This is a genomic window from Arcobacter sp. ISO1, from assembly GCF_058105185.1.
Genome location: NZ_CM176573.1, coordinates 1877121 through 1901142 on the forward strand (window position 1 = coordinate 1877121; position 24022 = coordinate 1901142).

The 24022-nt window shown below is 27.1% G+C and carries 24 protein-coding genes; 7 read left to right on the plus strand and 17 right to left on the minus strand.

The window, feature by feature from the left end:
• From rimK to AC2TY9_RS09255, 4 genes are all read right to left on the minus strand, one after another.
• Positions 1-945 (minus strand): 30S ribosomal protein S6--L-glutamate ligase, encoded by a 945-nt coding sequence (rimK, locus tag AC2TY9_RS09240; RefSeq protein ID WP_489777153.1) that lies wholly within the window; start codon positions 943-945, stop codon positions 1-3.
• Complete coding sequence (locus AC2TY9_RS09245; protein WP_489777154.1) at positions 939-1382, minus strand: ATP-dependent zinc protease family protein; 444 nt, start codon at positions 1380-1382, stop codon at positions 939-941. Before AC2TY9_RS09245 ends, rimK begins: the two co-directional genes overlap by 7 nt.
• Before the next feature lie 26 nt (positions 1383-1408).
• Positions 1409-2137, minus strand: a complete 729-nt coding sequence (locus AC2TY9_RS09250) for a glucosaminidase domain-containing protein (RefSeq protein WP_489777155.1) — start codon at positions 2135-2137, stop codon at positions 1409-1411.
• Between the two features lie 87 nt (positions 2138-2224).
• Positions 2225-4504 carry a glutamine--tRNA ligase/YqeY domain fusion protein gene (locus AC2TY9_RS09255; RefSeq protein ID WP_489777156.1) on the minus strand — a complete coding sequence of 760 codons (2280 nt, stop codon included), beginning with the start codon at positions 4502-4504 and terminating at the stop codon, positions 2225-2227.
• Positions 4505-4856: 352 nt separating this feature from the next.
• Here AC2TY9_RS09255 and AC2TY9_RS09260 point away from each other — a divergent pair, with 352 nt between their 5' ends.
• The gene (locus AC2TY9_RS09260; RefSeq protein ID WP_489777157.1) at positions 4857-5351 is read left to right on the plus strand and encodes a hypothetical protein; all 495 of its coding nucleotides are present in this window, start codon (positions 4857-4859) and stop codon (positions 5349-5351) included.
• On the opposite strand, the gene AC2TY9_RS09265 is transcribed toward AC2TY9_RS09260, so the two are convergent.
• From AC2TY9_RS09265 to AC2TY9_RS09295, 7 genes are all read right to left on the minus strand, one after another.
• The gene (locus AC2TY9_RS09265; protein ID WP_489777158.1) at positions 5348-7144 is read right to left on the minus strand and encodes an ATP-binding protein; all 1797 of its coding nucleotides are present in this window, start codon (positions 7142-7144) and stop codon (positions 5348-5350) included. The genes AC2TY9_RS09260 and AC2TY9_RS09265 overlap by 4 nt on opposite strands.
• 44 nt (positions 7145-7188) lie before the next feature.
• Positions 7189-7638, minus strand: a complete 450-nt coding sequence (locus AC2TY9_RS09270) for a hypothetical protein (protein ID WP_489777159.1) — start codon at positions 7636-7638, stop codon at positions 7189-7191.
• Between the two features lie 318 nt (positions 7639-7956).
• Entirely contained in the window at positions 7957-8286 is a 330-nt protein-coding gene (locus AC2TY9_RS09275) for a hypothetical protein (protein WP_489777160.1), read from the minus strand.
• Between the two features lie 86 nt (positions 8287-8372).
• Positions 8373-8942, minus strand: coding sequence for a class I SAM-dependent methyltransferase (locus AC2TY9_RS09280; protein WP_489777161.1), 570 nt, complete (start codon positions 8940-8942; stop codon positions 8373-8375).
• A 22-nt stretch (positions 8943-8964) separates the two neighbouring features.
• Positions 8965-9699, minus strand: coding sequence for a TIGR03915 family putative DNA repair protein (locus tag AC2TY9_RS09285; RefSeq protein ID WP_489777163.1), 735 nt, complete (start codon positions 9697-9699; stop codon positions 8965-8967).
• The gene (locus tag AC2TY9_RS09290; RefSeq protein ID WP_489777164.1) at positions 9696-10937 is read right to left on the minus strand and encodes a putative DNA modification/repair radical SAM protein; all 1242 of its coding nucleotides are present in this window, start codon (positions 10935-10937) and stop codon (positions 9696-9698) included. Before AC2TY9_RS09290 ends, AC2TY9_RS09285 begins: the two co-directional genes overlap by 4 nt.
• A gap of 56 nt (positions 10938-10993) precedes the next feature.
• Positions 10994-11590, minus strand: coding sequence for a pyridoxamine 5'-phosphate oxidase family protein (locus AC2TY9_RS09295; protein WP_489777165.1), 597 nt, complete (start codon positions 11588-11590; stop codon positions 10994-10996).
• Positions 11591-11680: 90 nt separating this feature from the next.
• Between AC2TY9_RS09295 and pdxR the strand changes: the two genes are divergently transcribed.
• A complete protein-coding gene (pdxR, locus tag AC2TY9_RS09300) occupies positions 11681-13054 on the plus strand; it encodes a MocR-like pyridoxine biosynthesis transcription factor PdxR (protein WP_489777166.1) in 1374 nt (457 codons plus the stop codon).
• Here pdxR and AC2TY9_RS09305 read toward each other — a convergent pair whose 3' ends face one another.
• From AC2TY9_RS09305 to AC2TY9_RS09325, 5 genes are all read right to left on the minus strand, one after another.
• The gene (locus tag AC2TY9_RS09305) at positions 13055-14338 is read right to left on the minus strand and encodes an FCSD flavin-binding domain-containing protein (protein ID WP_489777167.1); all 1284 of its coding nucleotides are present in this window, start codon (positions 14336-14338) and stop codon (positions 13055-13057) included.
• A 12-nt stretch (positions 14339-14350) separates the two neighbouring features.
• Entirely contained in the window at positions 14351-14647 is a 297-nt protein-coding gene (locus AC2TY9_RS09310; protein ID WP_489777168.1) for a c-type cytochrome, read from the minus strand.
• Positions 14648-14755: 108 nt separating this feature from the next.
• A complete protein-coding gene (gene aat, locus AC2TY9_RS09315; protein WP_489777169.1) occupies positions 14756-15421 on the minus strand; it encodes a leucyl/phenylalanyl-tRNA--protein transferase in 666 nt (221 codons plus the stop codon).
• Positions 15422-15653: 232 nt separating this feature from the next.
• Positions 15654-18008 (minus strand): methyl-accepting chemotaxis protein, encoded by a 2355-nt coding sequence (locus tag AC2TY9_RS09320; protein ID WP_489777170.1) that lies wholly within the window; start codon positions 18006-18008, stop codon positions 15654-15656.
• 225 nt (positions 18009-18233) lie between these two features.
• Positions 18234-19091 carry an AraC family transcriptional regulator gene (locus tag AC2TY9_RS09325; RefSeq protein WP_489777171.1) on the minus strand — a complete coding sequence of 286 codons (858 nt, stop codon included), beginning with the start codon at positions 19089-19091 and terminating at the stop codon, positions 18234-18236.
• Positions 19092-19196: 105 nt separating this feature from the next.
• Here AC2TY9_RS09325 and AC2TY9_RS09330 point away from each other — a divergent pair, with 105 nt between their 5' ends.
• Entirely contained in the window at positions 19197-20318 is a 1122-nt protein-coding gene (locus AC2TY9_RS09330; RefSeq protein WP_489777173.1) for an aminotransferase-like domain-containing protein, read from the plus strand.
• On the opposite strand, the gene AC2TY9_RS09335 is transcribed toward AC2TY9_RS09330, so the two are convergent.
• Positions 20319-21176: a damage-control phosphatase ARMT1 family protein gene (locus AC2TY9_RS09335; RefSeq protein ID WP_489777174.1), complete on the minus strand. Its 858-nt coding sequence runs from the start codon at positions 21174-21176 to the stop codon at positions 20319-20321.
• Between the two features lie 113 nt (positions 21177-21289).
• On the opposite strand from AC2TY9_RS09335, the gene AC2TY9_RS09340 reads away from it, so the two are divergent.
• The 4 genes from AC2TY9_RS09340 to AC2TY9_RS09355 all read left to right on the plus strand — a co-directional run bounded on the left by AC2TY9_RS09340 (position 21290) and on the right by AC2TY9_RS09355 (position 24020).
• Positions 21290-22576: an NCS2 family permease gene (locus AC2TY9_RS09340; RefSeq protein ID WP_489777175.1), complete on the plus strand. Its 1287-nt coding sequence runs from the start codon at positions 21290-21292 to the stop codon at positions 22574-22576.
• Positions 22577-22711: 135 nt separating this feature from the next.
• Positions 22712-23161, plus strand: coding sequence for a phosphoribosyltransferase (locus tag AC2TY9_RS09345; protein WP_489777176.1), 450 nt, complete (start codon positions 22712-22714; stop codon positions 23159-23161).
• 129 nt (positions 23162-23290) lie between these two features.
• Entirely contained in the window at positions 23291-23554 is a 264-nt protein-coding gene (locus AC2TY9_RS09350) for a hypothetical protein (protein WP_489777177.1), read from the plus strand.
• Between the two features lie 79 nt (positions 23555-23633).
• Entirely contained in the window at positions 23634-24020 is a 387-nt protein-coding gene (locus AC2TY9_RS09355) for a DUF423 domain-containing protein (RefSeq protein ID WP_489777178.1), read from the plus strand.
• The last annotated feature ends 2 nt before the right edge of the window (positions 24021-24022 follow it).

Here is a 24022-nt window from a genome sequence, read left to right on the forward strand (position 1 = left end):
TTATACTCCAATATTATCTTTTTTAGCTTTTCTTGTTGTTTTTTTAACAAGTTCATTGTTTTCATCTCTTGTTGTTACATTTTTTTCAATATAATCCATAACCTTACTTGCAATATCAATTTGAGTTGCCTTTTCTATCCCTTCTAATCCAGGTGAAGAGTTTACTTCCATAACCAAAGGACCTCTTTTTGAGGGAATCATATCAACTCCACATACACCTAATCCCATAGCTTTGGCAGCTGCTAGTGCAGTTGATTTTTCTTTTCTTGTTAGTTTATGTAGTGTTGCAGTTCCACCTTGGTGAAGGTTTGATCTAAAATCACCTTCAGCACCTTGTCTTTTCATGGCTCCAACAACTTCTCCATCAACAACAAAAGCTCTTATATCAGCTCCTCCTGCTTCTTCTATAAACTCTTGGACAAGTAAATTAACTTCCATCCCATAAAAAGCGTCAAGTACAGATTTTGCTGCTTTTTCACTATCAACTAAAACTACACCTACACCTTGAGTTCCTTCTAAAATTTTTAAAACCAATGGTGCACCACCACTTAGGGCAATAACATCTTTTGCGCTTGATTTATTAGAAGCAAAAACTGTTTTAGGCATATCTACACCTCTTTTTGAAAGAACTTGTAAACTTCTTAGTTTGTCTCTACTTCTATTTATTGCTAAACTTCCTGAAGTTGTAAATACATCCATAACTTCAAAGTGTCTTACTATAGCTGTTCCATAAAAAGTTCTACTTGCTCCAATTCTGGGAATAATTGCATCTGGTTTTGATAGAGATTTACCCTTATAATTAATATATAATTCACCTTTCATAATCTCTATTGAGCATTTTAAAAAATCTATTACTTCTATTTCCCAGCCTCTTTTTAATCCTGCTTCAACTAATCTTCTTGTTGAATAAAGATTTTCATTTCTTGATAATACATAAACTAACAAGATTTATCCTTTTTTATAGTTTGTTCACTTAAATATTCTTCTGATACATCAACTAAACACTTACCATTAAGAAATTTTCTTCCAATAAGCATTGGGAACTTCATATCTTGTCTATTGGTTAATGAAATCACACTCTTATAAGTTTTCTTAAAAAACTCAACTTCAACTTTTATTGATGGCCTTACTTGTAATTGTCCATTTGAACTTTTCACTTTCTTCATTTTATAAATAGGATAAGTGATTGTTTTTCCATGGTAAGATGGATGAATTTCATCAAGTAAACAAAATGTTACAAGGTTTTTTTCCTCATCAATTTTTATATTATCACAATGCAATGCATTAGAATCTGCACCAGTATCAACTTTTGCATCTAATTCAAAAAGTTCTAGGCTAAGAATAGAGATTTTTTCTTTCCTCCCTACAATAATTTTTTCCAATTAAAGTCCTTAATAATTTAACAAATTTAATCCATTAGTTTATCATAATTTTGAAACTTGTTATACTTTAAAACTGATATAATTTTTTCAGTATAAACTTCACCTTGTTCTGAGTATTTGTCAAGTTTTTTAGCAAGCTCTAAAACATCGGTATTATGATAGTTTTCTTTCTTAAAATCAAAGTATATTTTTTTTGTAGAAAGCATATTATAGTATTGGTTTATTGCTTCTTCAATTGTATTGAATTTCTTTAAATATATTGTTTCATCTTCTCTTTTTATATTTGCAGCAATTCTTGGTTCATTTTTGTTAAAAGACCATACACCAAAGATGTTATTTGCTTCTTTAAAAAACCTTGAAGTCCCCCAAGCACTTTCTATTGCAGCTTGTGCTAGTGCTATACTTATTGGATGGGGTTTTAAAACTATTAAAAGTTCTTCATTTGTATCTAAATCATATTTTTCTTTTAGTTTTATAATTTTTTCATCTAAAGGGTTTGTTTCAATTAAAGCTTTTATTTCTTGAAAATATTTATATTTTTTTGTATATACTTTTGTAATTGCAGGAACAAAAATCTTTTTAAATTTCTCTTTTTTATGTGAGGTTTTTATCTGAACTTTTTTCGGTTCTTCTTTAATAATCTTTTCTTTTTGATTTTTTTGATTTTCTTTATTTATTTGTGTATATGAAAGATAAATTATAAAAATAAAGATTGAAAAAATTATACTCTTCTCTTTTAGTCCAACATTATTCATGATTAATCCTATTTTTATTTATTATAAGTGAAATTAGTAAATTTATTGTGAAGTGGCAAGAAAAGCTAAAAAAGCTTTTCTTTATCTTTAAGAGTTTAATCGTTTTGTAACAAGTTCATTTACAATTTTAGGATTTGCTTTTCCTTGTGTTGCTTTAATAACTTGACCAACAAAAAATCCAAATAGTTTTTGGTTTCCACCTTTATATTTTTCAACATTCTCTGGGTTTTTTTTAATTACTTCATCAATAATTGGAAGTAAAACCTCTGGATTACTAATTTGCACAAGACCTTTTTCTTTTACTATTTTTGATGGGTTTTCACCAGTTTTTACCATCTCTTCAAAAACTTGTTTTGCAATTTTTGTTGAAATAGTTTCTTGATCTATCATTTTTACAAGTTCAGCTATTTCAGTTGCTGTAAATTTTAATTCATCTACATCTTTATCTTTCAACTCTTTTGCAATATCATTTGCGACAATATTTGCTAAAGTTGTTGGGCTATTGATTAAAAGTAGTCCCTCTTCAAAGAAAAATGATAGGTTTTCATCCCTTGCTAATATATTGGATACTTCATTATTTAGTTCAAGTTCACTTGTATACATAGTAAATAAAGCTTGTTGTGTACCTGTCATTGCTTGAGCTTCACCGTGAATAATCTCTTTTTTTACTTCTTGTTTCTTATGATTTTCTTCTTTTGGTTTTTCTTGTGTTTTTGTTTTTTTAGCCCAAGAATCTTTTAATCCAACAATTTTATTAAATACTGGAGTTTCATCACTATAATCAATAGGATCAGCATAAAAATACCCTTGTCTTTCAAACTGAAATCTCTCTTCTGTTTTTTCAATAATTACTGCTGGTTCAATTAATGCTTCTTTGATTATTGTTAATGAATTTGGATTTAAATCATCTAAATTTTCAGGCGCTTCATTTTTATATAACCTATCATAAAGTCTTACTTCAATTTTTTTACAAGTATTTGCCTCTACCCATTGAATAGCACTTTTAACTTTTATTCCACTTGTATCATTTCCACTTTTTGAATTTGGATTATATTCTGCTTTTATTTCAATAATATTTCCATTTTCATCTTTTATAATCTCTTTGCAAGTGATAATATAAGCATGTCTTAATCTAACTGCTTGATCTGGAGTTAATCTATTATACCCCTTTACTGGATTTTCAGAAAAGTCTTCTCTTTCTATATAAACTGTTTTTGAAAATGGTATTTTTCTTGATCCCTCTTTTGGTACATCATGGGGATAATATGATGCATCAATCTCTTCTATTTTATCTTCAGTGCTTTCGTAATTTTCAATTGTTACTTTAATTGGATCTAATACACACATAACCCTTGGAGCTTTTGTATTTAAATCATCTCTGATACAAAACTCTAATTGTGAAACATCAACCTGTGAATTTGCTTTTGCAATACCTATTTGATCACAGAAGTTGATTATAGATTCTTTAGTATAGCCTCTTCTTTTTAATCCGGCAATTGTAGGCATCCGTGGATCATCCCACCCATTAACATATTTTCCATTTACTAGTTCAAGAAGTTTTCTTTTACTCATAACAGTATAATTAATTCCAAGTCTAGCAAACTCATATTGGTATGGTCTTGGAGGAGTAAGATTTAATTCATCTAAAACCCAATCATAAATATCTCTGTTGTTTTCAAATTCAAGGGTACAAATAGAGTGAGTTACCCCTTCAATATAATCACTTAAACAATGAGCAAAGTCATACATAGGATAAATACACCATTCATCTTTAGTTCTAAAGTGATGGGCATGTCTTATTCTATATAACAGTGGATCTCTCATTTTCATATTAGAAGCTGACATATCAATTTTTGCTCTTAATACATGTTCCCCATCTTTAAATTCACCATTTTTCATTCTTTCAAATAAATCAAGGTTTTCTTCTATACTTCTTGAAGCAAATTCACTTCTACGTCCTGGTTCAGTTACACTCCCTCTATATTCTTTCATTTCATCTTCTGAAATACTATCAACATATGCTTTCCCCATTTTAATAAGTTCAACTGCATATTCATAAATTTTTGGGAAATAGTTTGAAGTGTATTTAACTTCATCTTTATATTCAAAGCCGAGCCACTCAACTGCATCTTTTAATGCTTCAACATATTTAGTATCTTCTGTTGTTGGGTTAGTATCATCCATTCTAAGATTACAAAAACCATTATAGTCCCTTGCAATACCAAAGTTGATATAAATAGATTTAGCATGTCCTATATGTGGAAAACCATTAGGTTCCGGGGGAAATCTTGTAATAACCTCTTCATATTTATTCTCTTTTAAATCTTCTTCAACAATAACACGTAAGAAATCTTTATGTTCACTCATTTTTAATAAACCTTTGATTAATAACTATTTTAAGGTTTGTATTTTACCTAAATAGTACTTATATCATGTATTTTTAACTTTTAAGATCTTTTTTTTTAATTATTAAATTTGTGATTTTTTTCATAAAAGATTCAGAAAAACTAAGTATCATTGCGAAGTTAAATAAATCTTCTAGAACTTATAATTAATTAATCAAAAAGAAACAATAGATAATTTTTTTTACGCCTAGAAATAGGAATTACTTAAATTTATAATTTTTTAATAAGTTTTTGTAAGATTTAATTGATATTTAATGAAAATTGTACTAGTTTATACTAAGTTTAAGAAATGAATAAAATATAAAGGGGAGAAAATGGATAATCTATCAAATATAAAATTAGAAAACTTATCATTAGAAGAAAGATATAGATATGACAATGAAGATTTTACAAAAGAAGATAAAGAGCTGATTATATTTTTTATTACATCTATTTTATCTTCAATAATTGTTTTTTATATAAATAAAGAATTAATTCAGATAAATACATTTTTAAATTTTTTACTTTTTTGTGTAGTGTTTTTAACAGTAAATATTAAATATTTTATCTATTCAATTAAAAATTCAAATTTTTTAAATAAAAGTTTTTTTGTTTTTAAATATCTAAGAGTTAATTTTAGATACGCAGTAAGAAAAGATTATGTTAAAAAAGCTTTTAAATATCTTTTTTTAAGATTTGCATTTTCACTTATTTTTATTTTAATAGCACCTTTTGCTATTGTTATTCCAAGTGTTATAAGAAAGTTTGTTAAAAATATAAAATATATAAAACATTTTAATCTTTATCATAAAATGACACTTTTATTTTAATTTGATAATTTGAAGGGTAGATTTATGGTAAACCTAACTGCCTCTTCTAGGTTTTGAACCTCTAGTTTTCCATTTAGGTGTTTTTCTACAATAATTTTTGACATATAAAGTCCTAAACCAGTTCCCACATTTTTATCTTTTGTACTAAAATAGGGTTCGAAAATTTTTTCAATTATATTTTCAGGGATTTTAGTTCCATTATTTTCTATATTAATTTGAACAAAATCTTTTTTCTCTTCACAGTATATTTTTATATATCTATTTTTAGTGTTTTCTTCTAAGGCTTCTTTTGCATTTTTTACAATATTAATTAGAACTTGTAGTAGCTCCCTAGAATATGTTTCTATTTCCACCACAGATTCACAATTTATTTCTAAGTTAATATCATGATTTTCAAGTGAACTTTTCGTAATACTAATGGTATTTTTTATTAAATCTTGAAGGTTAATAAGTTCTGTTGATTTTTCTGGTTTAAAAAAGTTTCTAAAATCATCAATGGTTTTTGACATATATTGGGTTTTTTCTATTATATCATTAGATATTTTTTTCAGTTCGCCTTCGTTAATACTCTCAAGTTCAATATCAGCAAGGATATTATTTACATTCATTGAAATTGCAGTTAGTGGTTGTCTCCATTGATGAGCAATCATGCTTATCATCTCACCCATTGCAGCATGTCTTGACTGTGCGATCATTAATTCATCTTTTTTCCTATTTTCTGCTACTTCTTTTTCAATTGTAACTTCAAGGTTTCTATTTAATTTATTTAAAGATATAGTTTTCTCATCAACTTTTTCTTCTAGACTTTTTTGATAATTTACTTGTGAATAAAGATAGATTAAAACAAAGATAATTAATAAAGTCAAGAGCATTAGGTAGTTATAAAAGTCTTTGTTTATTTCAGCTATTTTTTCATCTTTTTTATTCATTTTTAAAAAAGCGACGTTTGATTTTGTTAATGGGTTGATTAACGGTACAAAGGTTGCAATTTCTTTTAAGTCCTCTACATAAATAGAAAATATTTCACCTTTTTTCATATTTTTTAAAACTTTATTTTCTAATTCTTTTGGAAGTTTTCTATCATATTTACTTAAATTTAATGATTCATAAATTGACTTTTGATAGTAATAAGATTTCAAGGGACTTTGCATATAGTTTTTCTTTTCATCTTTAAAAACCTTTGCATCAACTACATCTTTTTTTATTAAAAAGTTTGCATTTATTTTATAGCTTTTTGCTATCTCTTTTATAAAAAATAGGGCACTAAATGATATCTCAACACTTCCTATATGTTTGTTATCAAGACTTAAGGGATATACAAATCTAAAGCCATTAAATATTTTACCTTCTTCAAAACCATGTATATATTTCTTATGTTCATTTACATAAGCAACAGTTTTTCTATCTTTTGTTAGGTTGTCCCCAAATTTATTAGGTCTATGCATTCTTAAAAAGCTATCATTATTTGGTAAATGAAAATGAAGTTGTCTTAAGTTGAAAACTCTTAATTTATCATAGTTTTTTGTAAGATAGTTTTTTAGTTCTTCTCTTTTTCTATTTGCAAAAAGATTTAAAATCTTTTCATTTTGGATATGAGTTTTAAATATAAGTTCTGAAATATTTTTATAATCATTGTAAATTACTTGGTAATTTAGGTATTCTTGTTTTGCTTCATCTTTCAAATACTTATCTATATTGTTATTTTTTATAGAGATTAAAGTTATAAAACTTAGTAGGAACATTACTATAAAAGCTATTGAAAAATATAATTTTAGTTTTTGTCTTCTTCCCATTAAAAATTATATCTTAAAAAAGCTAATTATAGTTAATTATATTATTAAATAAAACAACTTTTAATTTGGGTTTCATTTATGACACTATTGAAGTATTCATATGTCTTTTGGTAATTATTTTCAAAGTTATATTTCATTTTATCATTGAAGTATGAATTGTTTTCTATATCTTTAATTCTTTGTTTGTAATAAAAATCTTTGTTTAATAAATCTTTGTCATTTTCAACAAAATCCTTTAAAGCATCTTGCATAGAAAGTTTTTTAATTGATTCTTCAATATCTTTTTCATTTTTAAAATTTTTAACAATCTCTTTTATTTTATTAATTGATATTTCTAGATTTTTAAAAAGGTTTAATTCTTGTATCTTTTCAACTGTTTCATTTAAATCTAAAAAGGTTTCATATACAAAATTACCTAATGAGATATGGTAATATAATTGGTATTTTGTAATAGCATCAACAATTTTTGTTTTCTTCAAATTTAAATTATCCATAACAAATCCTTATAAGCATATTTGAATAATTTAGCACTAAAACTAATTATATGCCAAAAAAATCTACTAGCAGTAATCTAAAAAATGAGTGCTAAATTCATTTTGAGGTTTTACTGCTAGTAATACTATATTATATTAGTTTCTTGAACCTCAGTATCCACCTCCTTGAACACAAAAAAGTTTTTACTTTAGTAAAATAAACTAAAGTTATTAGAATTTTAGATATAAAATACTTAAAAAACAATAAAATTTAGCACTTAATATAAATAAGTGCTAAATAAAGCAGATAAATAATTGCTATTATTTTGAAGTTGGTTTTTAGTTGATTGTTTCTATATTGACTAATTCAATATGTGAACACTCTTTTTTCATAAGTTTTCTAGTGTTTGCATCCTCTTCTGCTAATGTGATTAAATCTGCAAAATCATCTTTATTTACTTCAAATTGATATAACTCTTTTTTTGTTTCTACTTTGATTTTTGAATCATTTTCTTTTGTATTAAGGTCAATATTTCTGATACCCTTTGCAAATTCATTTTTTATAGCTTTTGCAATCTTTTCATTTTCAAGTAGTTTATCTAAAGAGATTTCTAAATTAAAGTCGTTTTTACAAACTATTTTGTAAGTTACCATTATTTTACCATCCATATTAATACCTCATTTGTTTTTTTAATATTAACAAAATTAAATAGAAATTTTAAAAAGTATTACAATTTGCAAATTAAAATATGTTTCTATAGTTTTTTTGCGACTATTGCTTGTTTTTTCATTTTATATAATTCATACTTTTCATTGAAGTATTCATCATATTTTACTATTTCAAAATCAGAAAAAATCTCTTTTAACTCTTCTTTTTCAAGTAAAAATAGTGGATTTGAAGGTGGCTTTTCATTTTCTTCATGATTCACATATGTTTCTATTATAATAATTCCATCTTTTTTTAAAGCTTTTTTTAAATTGGGAAAAATTTTTCTATCTAAATAATTTGTTTGTACAATCAAATCAAAACTATTTTCTTGTACTTCAAAGTTTTCTAAATCTTTTTGAATAGCATTTAAGTTTTTTATCTTTTGTTTTTTTAGATAATTAATAGCTACTTCTGAGATATCATATGCATCTACTTCAAAACCATTTAGTGCAAGAAAAATAGAGTTTCTTCCCGTTCCACAGGCTATTTCTAATGCTTTATTCCCCTTTGCATATTTAATCGCTTCAACAACTTTAGGACTTGGAGTTCTATCTTCCATAAGTCTTGGAGTTTCATTGTATTTTTTATCCCACTTTTCTTTATCTTTTTGTGCCATATTTTTTTACTTTCTATGTTTTTTAAATTGTATCAAATTCATTCATATATGTTCTATAAAGTAAGGGAACATAATTTTTTTGACATTTGATATTTTCTCTACTTTCAATGGAAACTGCTTCAAAAAATGTTTTCCAAAGTTTGTCAAATTTCTCTTCTTTTTGTGATAGTGTTGGCTTTTCAAAGGATGCAATTGTTTGAATTCCTAAATATGAATCATTTTTTATAAAAGCTATTTTTCTTTCTATATCATGGATGATAAATTTTTGATTGTTAAATCTTTTATAAAAATGTTGTCCTAAAAAATATATTACATTAAATTTTGATTCTATTTTAGAATATAATGTACCATCATCCAATTCTTGAAATCTCGCAAAGGCATACATTTTGTGAATATGCCTAGATAGCTCCTTTTGTAAATCTTGAAGATACATCACATTTTCATTGTTTATATTAAATAGCTGACTTTTCTCTTTAAATCCTATAGTTATAAACTTAAGTAAATAGATTTCAAATTCATTTGAATCGCACATAAAGGTATTTCTAATTAAATCAAAGGATTTTTTAGGAAACTTCTTTTTGATTGCAGTTAATACCTTAATTGCTTTTTCTTCATCTGTTTTAATCTGTTTTATCTCTTCTAAAATCAAAGTTTGAGGTAACTGTTTATATATATTATTTGGATTTAGTTTTTCATAATATACATCATAAACTAAGCTTAAAAAACCTTCAAAGCTTCCATCATAAATTAAAATCATAATTCACCTGTTATGGAACTATATTGTAAATCAAATAATGATGGTTGTTCAATTTTTTTTGGTTTTGGCTTTATTAAGGCAGTTCTTATTCTATCATTTTCAAAAGGTATCTCTTTTTGATATTTTCCTTTACAAGTGATAAAATATTTTGCTCTTTTTATTGAGAGTTTTAATTTTTTTAGATCATCAAAATCTAAAGATTTGAATTTTCTAGCTTTTAAGATTTTAAATACTCCTCTTACACCAATCCCTGGAATTCTAAGAAGTTCCTCCTTTGAAGCTGTGTTTATTTCCATTGGAAAATATTTTAGATTATGTAAAGCCCACGATGTTTTAGGATCAACTTCTTCATCTAAATTTGGAAACTCATCACTTACAATCTCATCATAGCTAAAATCATAAAATCTTAAAAGCCAATCTGCTTGATAAAGTCTATGTTCCCTTAGAAGTGGAGGTTTATTAATAATTGCAGGTAAGTTTTTATCATCATTTACAGGAATATATGCACTGTAATAAACCCTTTTTAGTAATGCTTTATCATACATCACTGAACTTAGTTTTAAGATATCTTTGTCTGTTTCAGGTGTTGCTCCAACTATTAGTTGTGTGCTCATTCCTATTGGTTTTCTATTTTTTTCAAGGGATATGTCTCTTGCATATTTAAGTGGTTGTAGTACAGATTCTTTTGTTTTATTTGGAGCAAGAAGTTTTAATGACTTATCACTTGGAAGTTCAATATTAGAACTAACTCTATTAGCTAGATTTACAACTTGTTCAATAAGTCTTTCATCTGCTCCAGGAATAAGTTTTACATGGATATAACCGTTAAATCTGTATTCGTGTCTTAATATTTTTAAAACTCTTAAAATTAAATTTGTTGTATGGTCTTCATTATCAATTATTCCAGAGCTTAAAAATAATCCTTCTATATAGTTTCTTTTATAAAAATTAATTGTAATATCAGCTAATTCTCTTGGTGAAAAGGCAGCTCTTTTTATATCATTTGATTTTCTATTTATACAATATGCACAATCATAGATACAAAAATTTGTAAGTAAAACTTTTAAAAGTGAGACACATCTTCCATCAGCTGTAAATGTGTGACATATCCCACTTTTATGAGTAGCTCCCAATTCTCCTGTTTTGTAGTTACTATCGCTTCCACTTGAACTACATGAAACATCATATTTTGCACTATCTGCTAGTATTTGCATCTTTTCATAAATATCTTTTCTCATAAAGATATTTTACACTAGAAAAAAAGTTGGGGACAATTTTATTACAATTTGCAATACTACTTTTTATAAAGTTCAATAAGTTCTAGCGTTTCTAAATCTTTTTTTGTTCCCCTTTGTTTTAAGTGACTTACAACCCTTTGATATCTTTCTTCATTGAAATTTTGACCAAGTTTGAATTTTGCAGTAGTGTTATCTGGAATTAATTTATAAACACAAGTTGCATTAATGGCTTTTTTATACATCTCATTATTTAATGGGATATATTTTCCCTCTTTTTGGAGTTTTTGCATCAACATCTCTAATGCAGTAGCTTTTTCATTATAATCTTCTAAGATTTTGATTTTTCCATCAATTATTACAGATTTAAAAAGATGAGTAGCAGGACAAGCATCACCTTTATCACTACTAAAATAAGATGGCAATAATGAATAATCTTCAACCACACAAAAAGATGCATAAGCGTTTTCTTTTATAATATCAATCTTTTTACCTTTTTTAGCTCCATGAAAATATATTTCATCTTCAAATTCTACAAAATTTAAAGGAGTTGAATATGGTTTGTTATCAATGCTTAAAGAAAGTGTACCAAATGAAGCATAGTTTAAAACCTCTAATATTTGTTCTTTATTAGTTATTTCAAATGCTTTTTTCACTAATAATCCTTTTTTTGATTTTTTTGTATTATAATTGTAAATTGTATATATTACAAGATACAGATTGTGTAAAATTTATAAGGACAGAATATGCTAAATATTAATAAAGTTGATTTAAAACCCTTACATTTACAAGTTTATGAAGAGTTAAAAGGAAGTATTATAAACACTATGAAAGCAGGGGATAAACTGCCTTCAATAAGAAAAATTGCCTCAACTTATAATATTAGTAAAATTACTGTAGAAAATGCATATTCACAATTAGTTGCTGAAGGGTATATAGAAAGTATTCCAAAAAGTGGATTTTTTGTAAGTGATGATTTATACAATAGTTCACCTTTCTTGCAGACAAATAATGTGAAAGAAGAAAAAGAAATAGAATATCATTATGATTTCTACCCTGCAAGATTATCAGCAGATACCTTTCCTTTAAAAATTTGGAAAAGAGTTTATAATAAAGTGATAAATGAGAGTTTACATCTTGGGAAATATCAAGATGGTCAAGGAGAATTTGGTTTACGAAAAGAGATATCTAAATATTTAAATGAATCAAGGGGTGTAAATTGTAATCCTTCTTCAGTAGTGATTTGTTCAGGCTTTCCAAATGCAGCAAGCTTAATTGCAAGATTACTAAAAACTGAACATAAAAGACTTGCAATGGAAAATCCAGGTTATTATATTGTTAAAGGTGTATTTGAAGATTATGGTTTTATTATTGATAAAATTCCAATACAAAAAAATGGACTTGATATAAAAGCTCTTACAAATTCTAATTCTAAAATTGTATATATAACTCCATCTCATCAATATCCAACAGGAGTTACAACTCCTATTTCAAAAAGGATAAAATTATTAGAATGGGCAGAGAAAAATCAAGGATTTATTATAGAAGATGATTATGATAGCGAACTTAGTTTCGTAAATAAACCAATACCAAGTATGCAAGGTTTAGATAAAAATCAAAGGGTTATTTATATGGGAACTTTTGCTAAATCTTTTTCCCCTGCTATTAGAGTTAGTTATGTAGTTTTACCCAATACTTTACTTAAAAAATACAATTTGCTTTATGATAGTTCAATCTCAAGGGTAGATTTGACTTTGCAAAAAACATTAGAAGAGTTTATGGCAAAAGGATATTGGGATAAACATTTAAGAAAGATAAGAACAATAAATAAAAAGAAACATAATCTTATGAAAAAAGCAATTGAGAATTATTTAGGAGAATATGTAAATATATTAAGTGAAGGAGCAGGTCTTAATATAAATATTTATCCAAAGACAAATTTTGATTGGCAGAAGTTAAAAAACTTGGGTGAAGAAAACAAAATCAAGTTGTATTTTGCATCTGATGTTTCTGGAGGAGAGTGGGAAGCCTCAAGATTGGGATTTGGTGGTTTTAAAGAAAATGATATAGAAAATGCCATAAAGGCATTTTCTAAAATTTGGATTGAATCAATACTTTGATTATTGAAAAATATCAGCAGTTTGGTTTTTATACCAACCAACAGCATATTCAGCTTCAGCCATTCTTGTTCCTTCATCTGCGTTCATAGGACTTAATCCCCCTGAACCTGGAACTTTTTCAATCATATCCTCTTTTGCTTCATAAACTGCTGCAACAGAGATACCATAATTTGGCGCAACTAAACTATAACAAGTATTTGCAAGTTTAGGAGGGTTTACAACTGGTTTATCTTGTAACATTCTACTAATTTGTAGTACTGCAATTTTTGCTTGTGAATTTGCAGAGAATCCAGATTTTGGCATTTTTGTTGCAATAGCTGCATCACCAATTATATGTACATCTTTTGCAATTTTTGATTCAAAGGTCTTTTTATTTACTGGACACCAATCACCTTCTGTTAAACCAGAATCAAATGCAAGTTTTCCAGCTTTTTGATTTGGAATATAGTTTAAAACATCTGCACTAACAACTTCATCTTCAGTTGTAATCTCTAATTTTTTAGGGTCAACAGATAGAACTTTTCCACCAAATTCAGCACTTCTCCATTCAATTAAATCGCCATAAAGTTTTTCCCAACCTTCTTGGAATAGACCTTGTTTTGAGAATTTATTTTTTTGGTCTAAAATAATGATTTTAGAATCAGGCTTGTTGTTTTTAATATAATGAGCAACTAAAGAGATTCTTTCATATGGTCCAGGAGGGCATCTAAATGGATTTGCAGGTGCTACCATTACATACGTTCCACCATTTTTCATCCCTTCTAATTGATCTCTTAAAAGTTGAGTTTGAGCCCCAGCTTTGTATGCATGAGGAGCAAGAAGTTCAGAACCTTCAACATAACCTTTTTCATATTTGAAATCGATTCCTGGCGAAACTACAGCTTTGTGGAATGGAATAGTATCTCCATTTTCTAATATTACAGTGTGAGCTGCTCCATCCACACGTGCTACTTTTTCATGAATAACTGTAATACCATATTTTTTCTCTAATGTTTTATAATCATGTTTAATATAATCTAAGTCATTCATACCAGCAATCACAGTATTTCCAAATGGACAAGTGTAATATTCTTTATTTTGCTCGATTAAAATAACTTCAGTGTTTGGAGAATATCTCTTCATGTATTTAGCAGCTGTAGCACCACCAAAACCACCACCAACAATAACAACTCTTTTTTTATTTTTAGGCAAAGTAGATGTCATACTAGTTACACTACTACATGCTGCAAGTGAAAGTGCAAAAGACCCTGCAAGTAATTTGTTAAAATGTCTTCTATTCATCATAATATCAACCTTTTATCTTTTTATCTTTGAAAAGTAATAACTAACTTGCTCTAATTCCTCATCACTAAAACCTTTAGCGTGTTTAGGCATCATAGTACCAGGTCTTCTATCATATTTGTAATCTAGAAGAATATTATACATAGTTTTCTGACCAAGCCCAGCAATCAATGGTGTTACTGCTACTGATTTCCCATCTGTACCGTGACATGAAGCACAAGATAGTGACAACATACTACCTTTAACTGGGTCATAATCTGTTGCAAACGACAAACTACAAAGACAAGCTAATGTCGCAAGAATTCTTTTCATTTTCACTCCTTAATTATTTTCGTTCATACATAAAAGTATTATTAATATATTATGTATACTTGACTTAACTAGTAGTGAATAGTGTTTACTAAATTATTTATTAAGTTTTTATTGTTTTAGTAGTTCAAAATAACTATTTCTAGAGATTTCTTTAGCTCCTAGCGAAGCTAAATGGTCATTATAAACCTGACAATCGATTAGTTTTATATTATTTTGTTTCGCTTGGTTACATAAATTGTAAAAAGCAACTTTTGAAGCATCCTTTTCAAGTGAAAACATACTTTCCCCACAAAAAATATTATTAATTACTAGACCATATAGTCCACCTACTAGTTTTTCATCAAGAAAAACCTCTATAGATTGGGCGATTCCTATCTTATGAAGATTTGTATAAGCAATAATAAAATTTTCATCAATCCAAGTGTCATCTTCATGTTTTCTTTTTATATTAGAACAATTTTTTATAACTTCTTCAAAGCAAGTGTTACTTTTTACAACAAAACCTTTATTATTTATTGTTCTTTTAAGGCTTTTTGTTAATTTAAAATCTTCGGGATACAAAACCATTCTTTTTTGGGGGCTAAACCAATGAATATGATTATATTCATCAATAAACCATGGAAAGATTCCATTTTCGTAAGCATTAATTAATCTTTGTAGATTAAAGTCTCCTCCAACTGCAACAAGGTCATCATTCATCATGTCTAAACTAGGGAAATCAAAGTTATCAAAATCAAGAAGATAAATAAGGTGTTCTTTATCAAGTAGTTCCATTTTGAAATGGTATCTTAAAGGATATAAGATTTATATTATTTTAGATTTATTCTTTCAAAGTCTTCAACCTCATAAGAGATATTGTTTTCTTCTAGTTGATATTTTATTTACAACAATAGCTTTTTCATTTGTATTAAAAAACAATACTCTCATAATTATTTCTTTAACTATGAGAGTATTTTAAATAAAAGAGTGTAGTAGAAGTATCATTTTCTCTTTTTATAAAAGTCTTTTATTCTTTTCCATCAAAATTATTCAATTGTACATTTTCAACAATATCATTTGCAATATCATTTGTTTCAAGTGCTATAGAGTTTGTTTTTTCAGCTATAGAAGCATTCTCTTGAGTGAACTTATCTAATTGATTAATAGCGTCACTAATTTGACTTATTCCTGTACTTTGTTCATTTGCTGCATTTGTAACATCCCCAATTAGATTACTTGTTTCAGAAATATTATTTTCTAATTCACTAAATCCATCAATCATTGAGGTACTAATATTTTTACCTTCATTTGCTTTTACCGTAGCACTTTCAACTAAATCTTTAATCTCTTTAGCTGCTTCTGCACTTCTTGCTGCTAGATTTCTAACCTCTTGTGCTACAACTGCAAAACCTTTTCCAGCTTCCCCTGCTGTTGCTGCTTCAACTGCTGCGTTTAAAGATAAGATATTAGTTTGGAAGGCAATTTGATCAATTACTGTAATTGCTTCATTGATATTTATAACCGTTGCATTGATCTCTTCCATAGAAGTTACAGTTTTATTAGCTAAATCTTTTCCTATTTGAGCAGATTTTTGAGTTTTTGAAGAGATATTTAACATCTCTTTTGCTTTTTGACTTGTTTGTTTGATATTACTTGTAATCTCTTCAACAGAAGCTGCTGTTTCTTCTAAAGAAGCTGCTTGAGAATTGGCATTTTGATTTAAGATTTTTACATTTGAAGTTAATCCATTTGATTTATCTTGTAAGATTAATCCATCTTCTTGATTGTCTTGTAAAATCTCAGTAATCATTTTATTTAATTCTAAAATGTCATTTCCAATTTTTCCAGTTGTTGCTCTATCAATTGTTTTTGTAAAATCTCTATTTGAATAGTGTTCTAATACTTCACTTAAAGAGTTGATATTATTGCCTACAAGTTTTTGTAAGTCTTCTAACATAGCATTTAAAAGGCTTCTTAATTCTTCTAGAGACTCATTGTTTGTAGATGTGTTGATTTTTTTATCTAAATAACCATCTCCTACATGGTTTACAATATCTTTTACCTCTTCAAGTAGTTTATTGTCTTGTTCAATGATAGTTTTTGTTTTTTCTATATTTTCATTAATCAAAGTTGTCATTGTTCCAATTTCATCATTAGAATGAACTTTTAAAGCTTGAATGTCTTTTTGTTCTCTATTAATATATTTAAAAAAGTTTAATAAACCATTTTGAAATTCAACTATAGGTTTAACAACTACTTTATTCATAACAAAAACACTTACTAAAGACAATAAAATTACAATAAAAATAATTACAATAACAGAAGAGATGATTTTAGAAGTGATACTATCTTTTATATCTTTTTTCATTGAAGCTACTTCTTTTTTTATATCATCTATATATGAACCTGAAATAATAATCATATCCCACGGTTCAAATTTTCTTGTAAAAGAGTATTTCTCTTTAGGGTCTCCTTTTTTACCTGGTTTATCCCACCAATATCTGACAATACTACCTTCTTTATTCTTTTTCACCGCATCGACTAGAGCTTTTGTTAGCAATTGTCCTTTTGCATCTTTCATTTTCATAAGATTTTTACCATTAAGATGTTTTGCAATTGGATGCATTAACATAGTTCCCTTTGAATCAAAGACTAAAAAATAACCATCTTTTCCATATCTCATTTCTGATAATGCATGTAAAGTTTCTTGTTTCATTCTATTGGCTACATCTTCAACATAGGCACCTGTTCCTATAATTAGATTTAAGGGCTTAAACATTTTTACATAAGAAACTTTTAATTGTTCTTCATCAAAACCAGGTTTTGGCCACTGATAAGCTACATATCCATCACCGCTTGCTGACATCCCAGCTTTAACAACTTCTTTAATAACAAAAATGCCATTTTTGTCTTTAACATGATTTAAATCTTTCCCCTCTAATTGAGGTTTTGGTGGAAGTATTAAACATATACCTTTAGGACTGTATCCAAAGAAATACCCATTTTTACCAAACTTTGTAGCACTAATTATATTTTTGATTCTTTTGAAAAGATCTTCTTGGCTAAGAATATCTTTATTTTTTTCATATTCAGAGCTAACGATTGAGAAAAGAAAATCTGTTTGTTCTTTTAGATATTTTTCAACCTCTTTTTGAATTTTATCTTTTGCAGTTCTTGCATAATTTGATTCAACAGTTTTATAAGCTAAAGAAACATAGTTTTGTAGTTCTTTCTTTTTTGCTTCATAAGCATTTTTTTCTGAACTTTTAATGATTTTTTCAGCTTCAGCATTTAAGCTATAAATAGATTGGATTTCAGTTATTAAAGCTACCGTAAGTATTGCTCCAATAACATTGATTAGCAGTTTCACTTTTATTGACATATTTTCTTCCTTTTCAATTTTATACAAATTTTCTTGTTAGTTATATTCATGCTTATGAAAAATAACTTAATAATATCATTTAAATAAAAAAACTAACAATTTTTTAATTATAGCATTTAAATAATTAATAAAACTACCCTTAAAAGGGTTTTTATTGGAAATATCATTTTTTTAAGAATATTTTAAATTATTTGAAGTAATATATAGTTATAAAATATATAAATTTTAGAAAGCAATTTTTATTGGTAAATATAACTTTAAATCAAAATCTTTAAAACCTGTAGAAAAATGATTTTTCTCATAAATTGTATAGCATGGAATAGAACTTGTCTCATATCCAGAGTTTGGTAGCCAATAATGATATACATATCTAATAAAATTTAAAACATCACCATATACACCTTTTAATTCAAAAACTGCATTTAAAGATTCTGGAATTTCAAGAATATTTAGATTTTTAAAATTCTTTTCTACACTAATTGCAGCAACATAAGAACATTCATCAAGTGGAGTAATTGTTGGATTATCATGATGTAGTGCAATTTGTTTAAAGTTTATAATATTATTTTCATAGGCTATTGCGTAAAGCTTTTCCCACGTATTTTTTATTTTTCTATCATATCCTTTATGTCTTATATAGGTACATTTAATTGCTTTGCAAACTTTGATTTGGGGTTCTATATTTGAAAAATCCTTTGATGTTGGAAATTTCTTAAGTAGTTGCTTTGAATAGGTTTTAAAGGCACCTTTTCTCCAAGATGTAGGTGTATGTTTAAATCTTTGCTTAAAGGCTTTTATAAATGATGAGTGGGACATATATCCACATAAACTTGCAATTTCACTTATTGTAGAGTGCTTATTTGTAAGTAAAAGATTTGCAGCTTTTTGAAGTCTAATTGATGTGATTATCTCAAATAGAGTAAAAGAAGTCTCCTCTTTTATAATTCTATGGTAATGATACTTGCTAACTTTATTTAATTTTGCTAATTCATCAAGAGTGATTTGATGTTCTAAGTTTTTGTAAATATAGTAATAGGTGTCATTAACAATTTTATGTCTTAGATGAATAGTTTCTTTTTTCATAAAATGATTATATCAAAAATAGCAATATAGAACAAATATTTTGTAATTTAGGATAAAGAATAAATTTTTTTATTCAAATATAATTTAAAAAAATTAGGAGTGAATATGGGAAGAAAAATTCAAAGATCATATATTAGAGAGATATTAGATGCAATAAATGAAGAAACAATTTCATTTGCAGGTGGCTTACCAAATGAAAAACTATTTCCAATGGAACAATTAAAACAAGCATCAAATGAAGTCTTAAAAAACTCTTTATCTATGCAGTATTCAAAATCTCAGGGTTTGGATGGTTTAAGAGAACATATTGCAAAAATTTATAATGAAAAGTTTGATTTTCCTACAACAAAAGATGAGATTTTAATTACAACAGGTAGTCAACAAGCCTTTGATATTATAGCTAAGTCTTTTATTGAGGATGAGATTTTTGTTCAAACACCAACATATATTGGTGCATTAAGCGCTTTTAATGTTCTTGATTTAAAGGTTAAAGGTTTTAATAACCACAGTTGTTTAAATAGAGAATTGAAAAAAAGTTCAGCTGTATATATAATGAGTGATTTTCACAATCCAACATCAGAATCTATAGATGAGATTAATAGAGAGATAATTGCCCATGTTTTAGAAAAAAAAGGTTCATTGTTAATTGAAGATGGAGCCTATTCATTATTAGATTTTGAAGGTGAGATTAAAAAACCAATAAGTGCTTTTTACGAAAATAGTTTCCATTTAGGTTCTTTTTCTAAAATTGTAGCTCCAGGGCTTAGAGTTGGTTGGATTAGAGCAAAAAAAGAGTTGATTTATCAAGTTTTATCTTCTAAGGAAGCCTTAGATTTACATACTCCGACTTTTAATCAAATGATATTAAATGAGTATCTAAACCAATTTGATGTTTTTGAGCATATCAAGATAGTTAGAAATGACTATAAATCAAAGATGCAATTTATGGCACAATGTTTTAAAAAGTATCTACCTGAATTTAGTTTTAAAGTTCCAAAGGGTGGTATGTTTATTTATGGAAAGTTTGAAGAGGACAGCTTTGAATTAGCAAAAAAAGCTATTGAAAATAATATTGCTTTTGTTCCAGCAAAGGTATTTTTTCATAACAATCAAGATTCATGTGAAGCACGATTTAATTTTACAAACTCAACATTTGAACAAATTGAAAGGGGAATTAAAAAAATTTCAGAACTTTTAGAAGAGTATAAAGTAAAAGAGGCTGGCTAATTAGCCTCTTTTCAATATAATCTCCCCTAGATTTCTTGAGATTTTATTTGCTACAACTTCACATTTTACTTTAAATAAAAAAAAGATTTTTTTATCTTTATATGATTCTAAACATTCAAAATTTCCCATACCTTTTGAAAGAATTAAAGGTGTTTTATTAAAAAGTTCCAAGAATTCTAAACTTGCTTGAGATTTTTCTAAACCAGGTGTATCAACCCCTGTACTTATAACTTCACAATATTTATCAATACCAACTTGTAAAGCTTCTTTTATAGTGATATCATTAATAATTGCTTTCCCTCTAGTTGCGTAATAGATTTTAAGTTTTGGAAAAAGCTCTTTTATTGTTTTGACCAAAATCTTATCAAAGACATTTTCACCTGCATTGTCTGATAAGATAATAAGTTGATTTGTTTTTTGAAGCTCTTCTTTAAAAATTTTATAATCATTTACTGCAAAATTAGTTTCATAAATTGAGTTAATCTCTTCATCTAAAGAAAACTCTTTTGTTGTTGCAAAATCGATTACATTTCCTGCTACTGCAGCTTTTATACTTGCAAAAAGTTTATCTTCACTATTTTCTATCTTTTCTTGTAAATATGGAATATATGTTGTTGCTTTTTTTATAGATTCTTGTTTTAACCTTTCCAATGGATCTTTTAAGTTTGCTTTTTCCCCTAAAAGTTCATAAACCTCTTTTGCTACATAAGGTGGAGTTCTATTAAAATCAAATTCTTTTGCTTTTATTTTTACCTCTTCCATTATCTCATTAGATAAGGTTTCTTCTAAATTTAAAAGTTTTGTAGCCTTGTCAATTTGTCCTGTTATACATCTAACACATTCTTCAGTTATATTCATAATAAATTACCCGTTTTTTATTTGAAAGTTACATATTTTATACAATTATTCAGTATAAATACATCATACATTCCGTATAATTATACCTTAATTTTAAATCTTAAGGATAATTTATGTTTAAGCTTAAAGAACATAAGACAAACGTCTTTACTGAGCTAAGTGCAGGATTTACAACATTTCTTACAATGATGTATATCGTTCCAGTTAATGGATTCATCTTAGCTGATGCTGGACTTCCAATGGAAGCAGTAGTAACGGCAACTGCATTAATTACAATTTTTGCTACACTATTTAGTGGATTGTGGTCTAATACACCAATTGCTATGTCAGTTGGTATGGGTCTTAATGCCTACTTTTCATATGGACTAGTTTTAGGAATGAAAATACCTTGGGAAACTGCATTAGGTATTGTTTTCCTTTCGGGTATTTTGTTCGTGATACTTTCATTTACAAACTTTAGAGTTTGGATTATGACTTCAATTCCTATGAATCTAAGACGTGCAATTAGTGCAGGTATTGGTTCGTTTATTGCCTTTATTGGATTAAAGCAAATGGGTATGATTGTTGATAGCCCAGCAACTTTAGTTTCTTTAGGTGATTTTTCAAAATTAGAAGTACAAATTGGAGTTATTGGATTAATTCTTGCTTTTACTTTTTATTCATATAGAATAAAAGGAGCTTTTATTTTATCTATTGCTATAACTTCAATTATAGCTTGGACATTAGGTGTAGGAGCTTTCCCTCAAAGTTATCTAAGTGCACCAGCTTCTATTGAACCAATTTTATTCAAACTTGATATTGCAAGTGCATTATCACTATCTTTATTACCAGTTATTATTACATTTTTAATTACTGATATGTTTGATACTTTAGGTACATTAACAGGTGTAGGAACAAGAGCAAATCTTTTCCAAGAAAACAATAAAGATGATAAATCTTTACAAAAAACATTAGAAGCAGATGCCATGGCAACAACAGCTGGATCTTTACTTGGTGTTTCAACAACAACAGCATTTATTGAAAGTGCAAGTGGTGTAGAAGAGGGTGGTAGAACTGGTTTAACAGCAGTATTTACTGCAATATTTTTTATTGGAACTTTATTTATGCTGCCTTTATTTAAAGCAGTACCTGGAAATGCAATTTATCCAGTTTTAGTTGTTGTTGGTGTATTAATGTTTACAGAACTTGGTAAAATCAACTTTGAAGACTCAGATTTAGCAACAAGTGCAGGGGCATTTTTAATTGTAATTTTAATGCCTTTAACCTTTTCTATTACAAATGGTATAGCAGCTGGGTTCTTAGTTTATACAATTATCAAAATTGCAAAAAATCAATATAAAGATTTAAATGTTGGAATTCTAGCTATTACTTTTATTAGTTTTCTTACATTTATACTGTAAAATTTAAAATAAAAATAAAGGACAACTCGTTTGTCCTCTTTAGAGTTTTCTTCTTTAAAGATTTTTTATAAATCTTGTTAAAAGAAGTTATTAAATATATGTCCCTTTAAAATTGGGACATTTTAAAGGATAAAATTGGCTGAAAAATATTATTATAGTTATGAAGAGTGTGTTAAGGATACGAAACTTCTTGTTAAAAAATGTGAAGAGTTTGAACCAGATATTTTATTAGCAATTGCTAGGGGTGGTCTAACATTAGGACACTTAATGTCTGAAGCTATGGATATGAGAAACCTTTATACACTTAATTCAATTCATTATGAGGGTGAAATAAAACTTGATACCTTTAATATTTTTAATATTCCAGATGTTTCTCATGCAAAAAGAGTTTTATTAATTGATGATATAGTTGACTCAGGTGAGACTATGGAAGAGATTCTTAAATTATTAAGGGAAAAATTTCCAAAGGTTGAATTTAAACTTGCAACAATCTTTTATAAAAAAACTGCTGTATTACAACCAGATTTTGCAGTAAAAGAAGCTAATTCTTGGATTGAATTTTTCTGGGAAATAGATGTAAACTAAAAAAGATTGGATTAAATTCCAATCTTTTTCTATAAATTATATATAAAATATATATTCAGTTGAAAAATTAGAAAAAAATCAAGATATTTGTTGTATAATATTTTAAATTTAGAGAATGGAAAATATAAAATGACTTTTATCGATTTTAAGAAACTACTACTTGATGCAGAACTTACAATACCTAAATTTACAGCTTTAATCAAAGTTAGTGAAAAAAATATTCAATCATATAAAAAGAAAAAAGAGGTTCCAAATGCAATTGCTGCTTGTGCTGCCTGTTTTGCTAAAATGAATCAAGAAGGAATTGATTATAAAGAATTAATCAATAATTTAGAACTTACGAAAAAAGAAAAAAAAGGTGCAGGCTTCTCTGCAAAAAAAGATAAAGAATAATTTAATAGCTTAATTTATAAATAAAGTATTTATTTAAGTAATATTTGATAATCTTCCCAAAAAAATTTAGGAAAATTACATGATTATCAATAAAAACGTAAAGCGATTTTTAACTATTGCCTCATTTATGATGGCACTTGCCATAGCTATTGGTGCTTTTGGGGCACATGGCTTAAAATCAATTGTCGAACCAAAACTACTAATTACTTTCCATACAGGTGTTGAGTACCATTTTTATAATACACTTGGACTTTTTGCCGCATCTTTTGTTATGTTTTTAAAGGAAACTTCTAAAAAAGCGGTTGTTGCTTCTTGGCTAATTTTTATTGGTACTATAATCTTTTCATTTTCATTATATCTTCTAGTGATTTTAAATGCCCCTTATTTAGGTGCTATTACACCAATAGGTGGAACTTTACAAATTATTGGTTGGGTTTTATTAGCAATATCTATTTTAAAGGATTAAAT

What these genes read in the sequence shown, in the direction of transcription:
- AC2TY9_RS09305 (WP_489777167.1), bottom strand. Translation starts at nt 14,338, where the DNA reads ATGATGAATAGAAGACATTTTAACAAATTACTTGCAGGGTCTTTTGCA.
- AC2TY9_RS09355 (WP_489777178.1), top strand. Translation starts at nt 23,634, where the DNA reads ATGATTATCAATAAAAACGTAAAGCGATTTTTAACTATTGCCTCATTT.
- AC2TY9_RS09265 (WP_489777158.1), bottom strand. Translation starts at nt 7,144, where the DNA reads ATGGGAAGAAGACAAAAACTAAAATTATATTTTTCAATAGCTTTTATA.
- AC2TY9_RS09320 (WP_489777170.1), bottom strand. Translation starts at nt 18,008, where the DNA reads ATGTCAATAAAAGTGAAACTGCTAATCAATGTTATTGGAGCAATACTT.
- AC2TY9_RS09255 (WP_489777156.1), bottom strand. Translation starts at nt 4,504, where the DNA reads ATGAGTGAACATAAAGATTTCTTACGTGTTATTGTTGAAGAAGATTTA.
- AC2TY9_RS09270 (WP_489777159.1), bottom strand. Translation starts at nt 7,638, where the DNA reads ATGGATAATTTAAATTTGAAGAAAACAAAAATTGTTGATGCTATTACA.
- AC2TY9_RS09330 (WP_489777173.1), top strand. Translation starts at nt 19,197, where the DNA reads ATGGGAAGAAAAATTCAAAGATCATATATTAGAGAGATATTAGATGCA.
- aat (WP_489777169.1), bottom strand. Translation starts at nt 15,421, where the DNA reads ATGGAACTACTTGATAAAGAACACCTTATTTATCTTCTTGATTTTGAT.
- AC2TY9_RS09275 (WP_489777160.1), bottom strand. Translation starts at nt 8,286, where the DNA reads ATGGATGGTAAAATAATGGTAACTTACAAAATAGTTTGTAAAAACGAC.
- AC2TY9_RS09325 (WP_489777171.1), bottom strand. Translation starts at nt 19,091, where the DNA reads ATGAAAAAAGAAACTATTCATCTAAGACATAAAATTGTTAATGACACC.
- AC2TY9_RS09335 (WP_489777174.1), bottom strand. Translation starts at nt 21,176, where the DNA reads ATGAATATAACTGAAGAATGTGTTAGATGTATAACAGGACAAATTGAC.
- AC2TY9_RS09350 (WP_489777177.1), top strand. Translation starts at nt 23,291, where the DNA reads ATGACTTTTATCGATTTTAAGAAACTACTACTTGATGCAGAACTTACA.
- AC2TY9_RS09250 (WP_489777155.1), bottom strand. Translation starts at nt 2,137, where the DNA reads ATGAATAATGTTGGACTAAAAGAGAAGAGTATAATTTTTTCAATCTTT.
- pdxR (WP_489777166.1), top strand. Translation starts at nt 11,681, where the DNA reads ATGCTAAATATTAATAAAGTTGATTTAAAACCCTTACATTTACAAGTT.
- AC2TY9_RS09310 (WP_489777168.1), bottom strand. Translation starts at nt 14,647, where the DNA reads ATGAAAAGAATTCTTGCGACATTAGCTTGTCTTTGTAGTTTGTCGTTT.
- AC2TY9_RS09290 (WP_489777164.1), bottom strand. Translation starts at nt 10,937, where the DNA reads ATGAGAAAAGATATTTATGAAAAGATGCAAATACTAGCAGATAGTGCA.
- AC2TY9_RS09260 (WP_489777157.1), top strand. Translation starts at nt 4,857, where the DNA reads ATGGATAATCTATCAAATATAAAATTAGAAAACTTATCATTAGAAGAA.
- AC2TY9_RS09340 (WP_489777175.1), top strand. Translation starts at nt 21,290, where the DNA reads ATGTTTAAGCTTAAAGAACATAAGACAAACGTCTTTACTGAGCTAAGT.
- AC2TY9_RS09285 (WP_489777163.1), bottom strand. Translation starts at nt 9,699, where the DNA reads ATGATTTTAATTTATGATGGAAGCTTTGAAGGTTTTTTAAGCTTAGTT.
- AC2TY9_RS09280 (WP_489777161.1), bottom strand. Translation starts at nt 8,942, where the DNA reads ATGGCACAAAAAGATAAAGAAAAGTGGGATAAAAAATACAATGAAACT.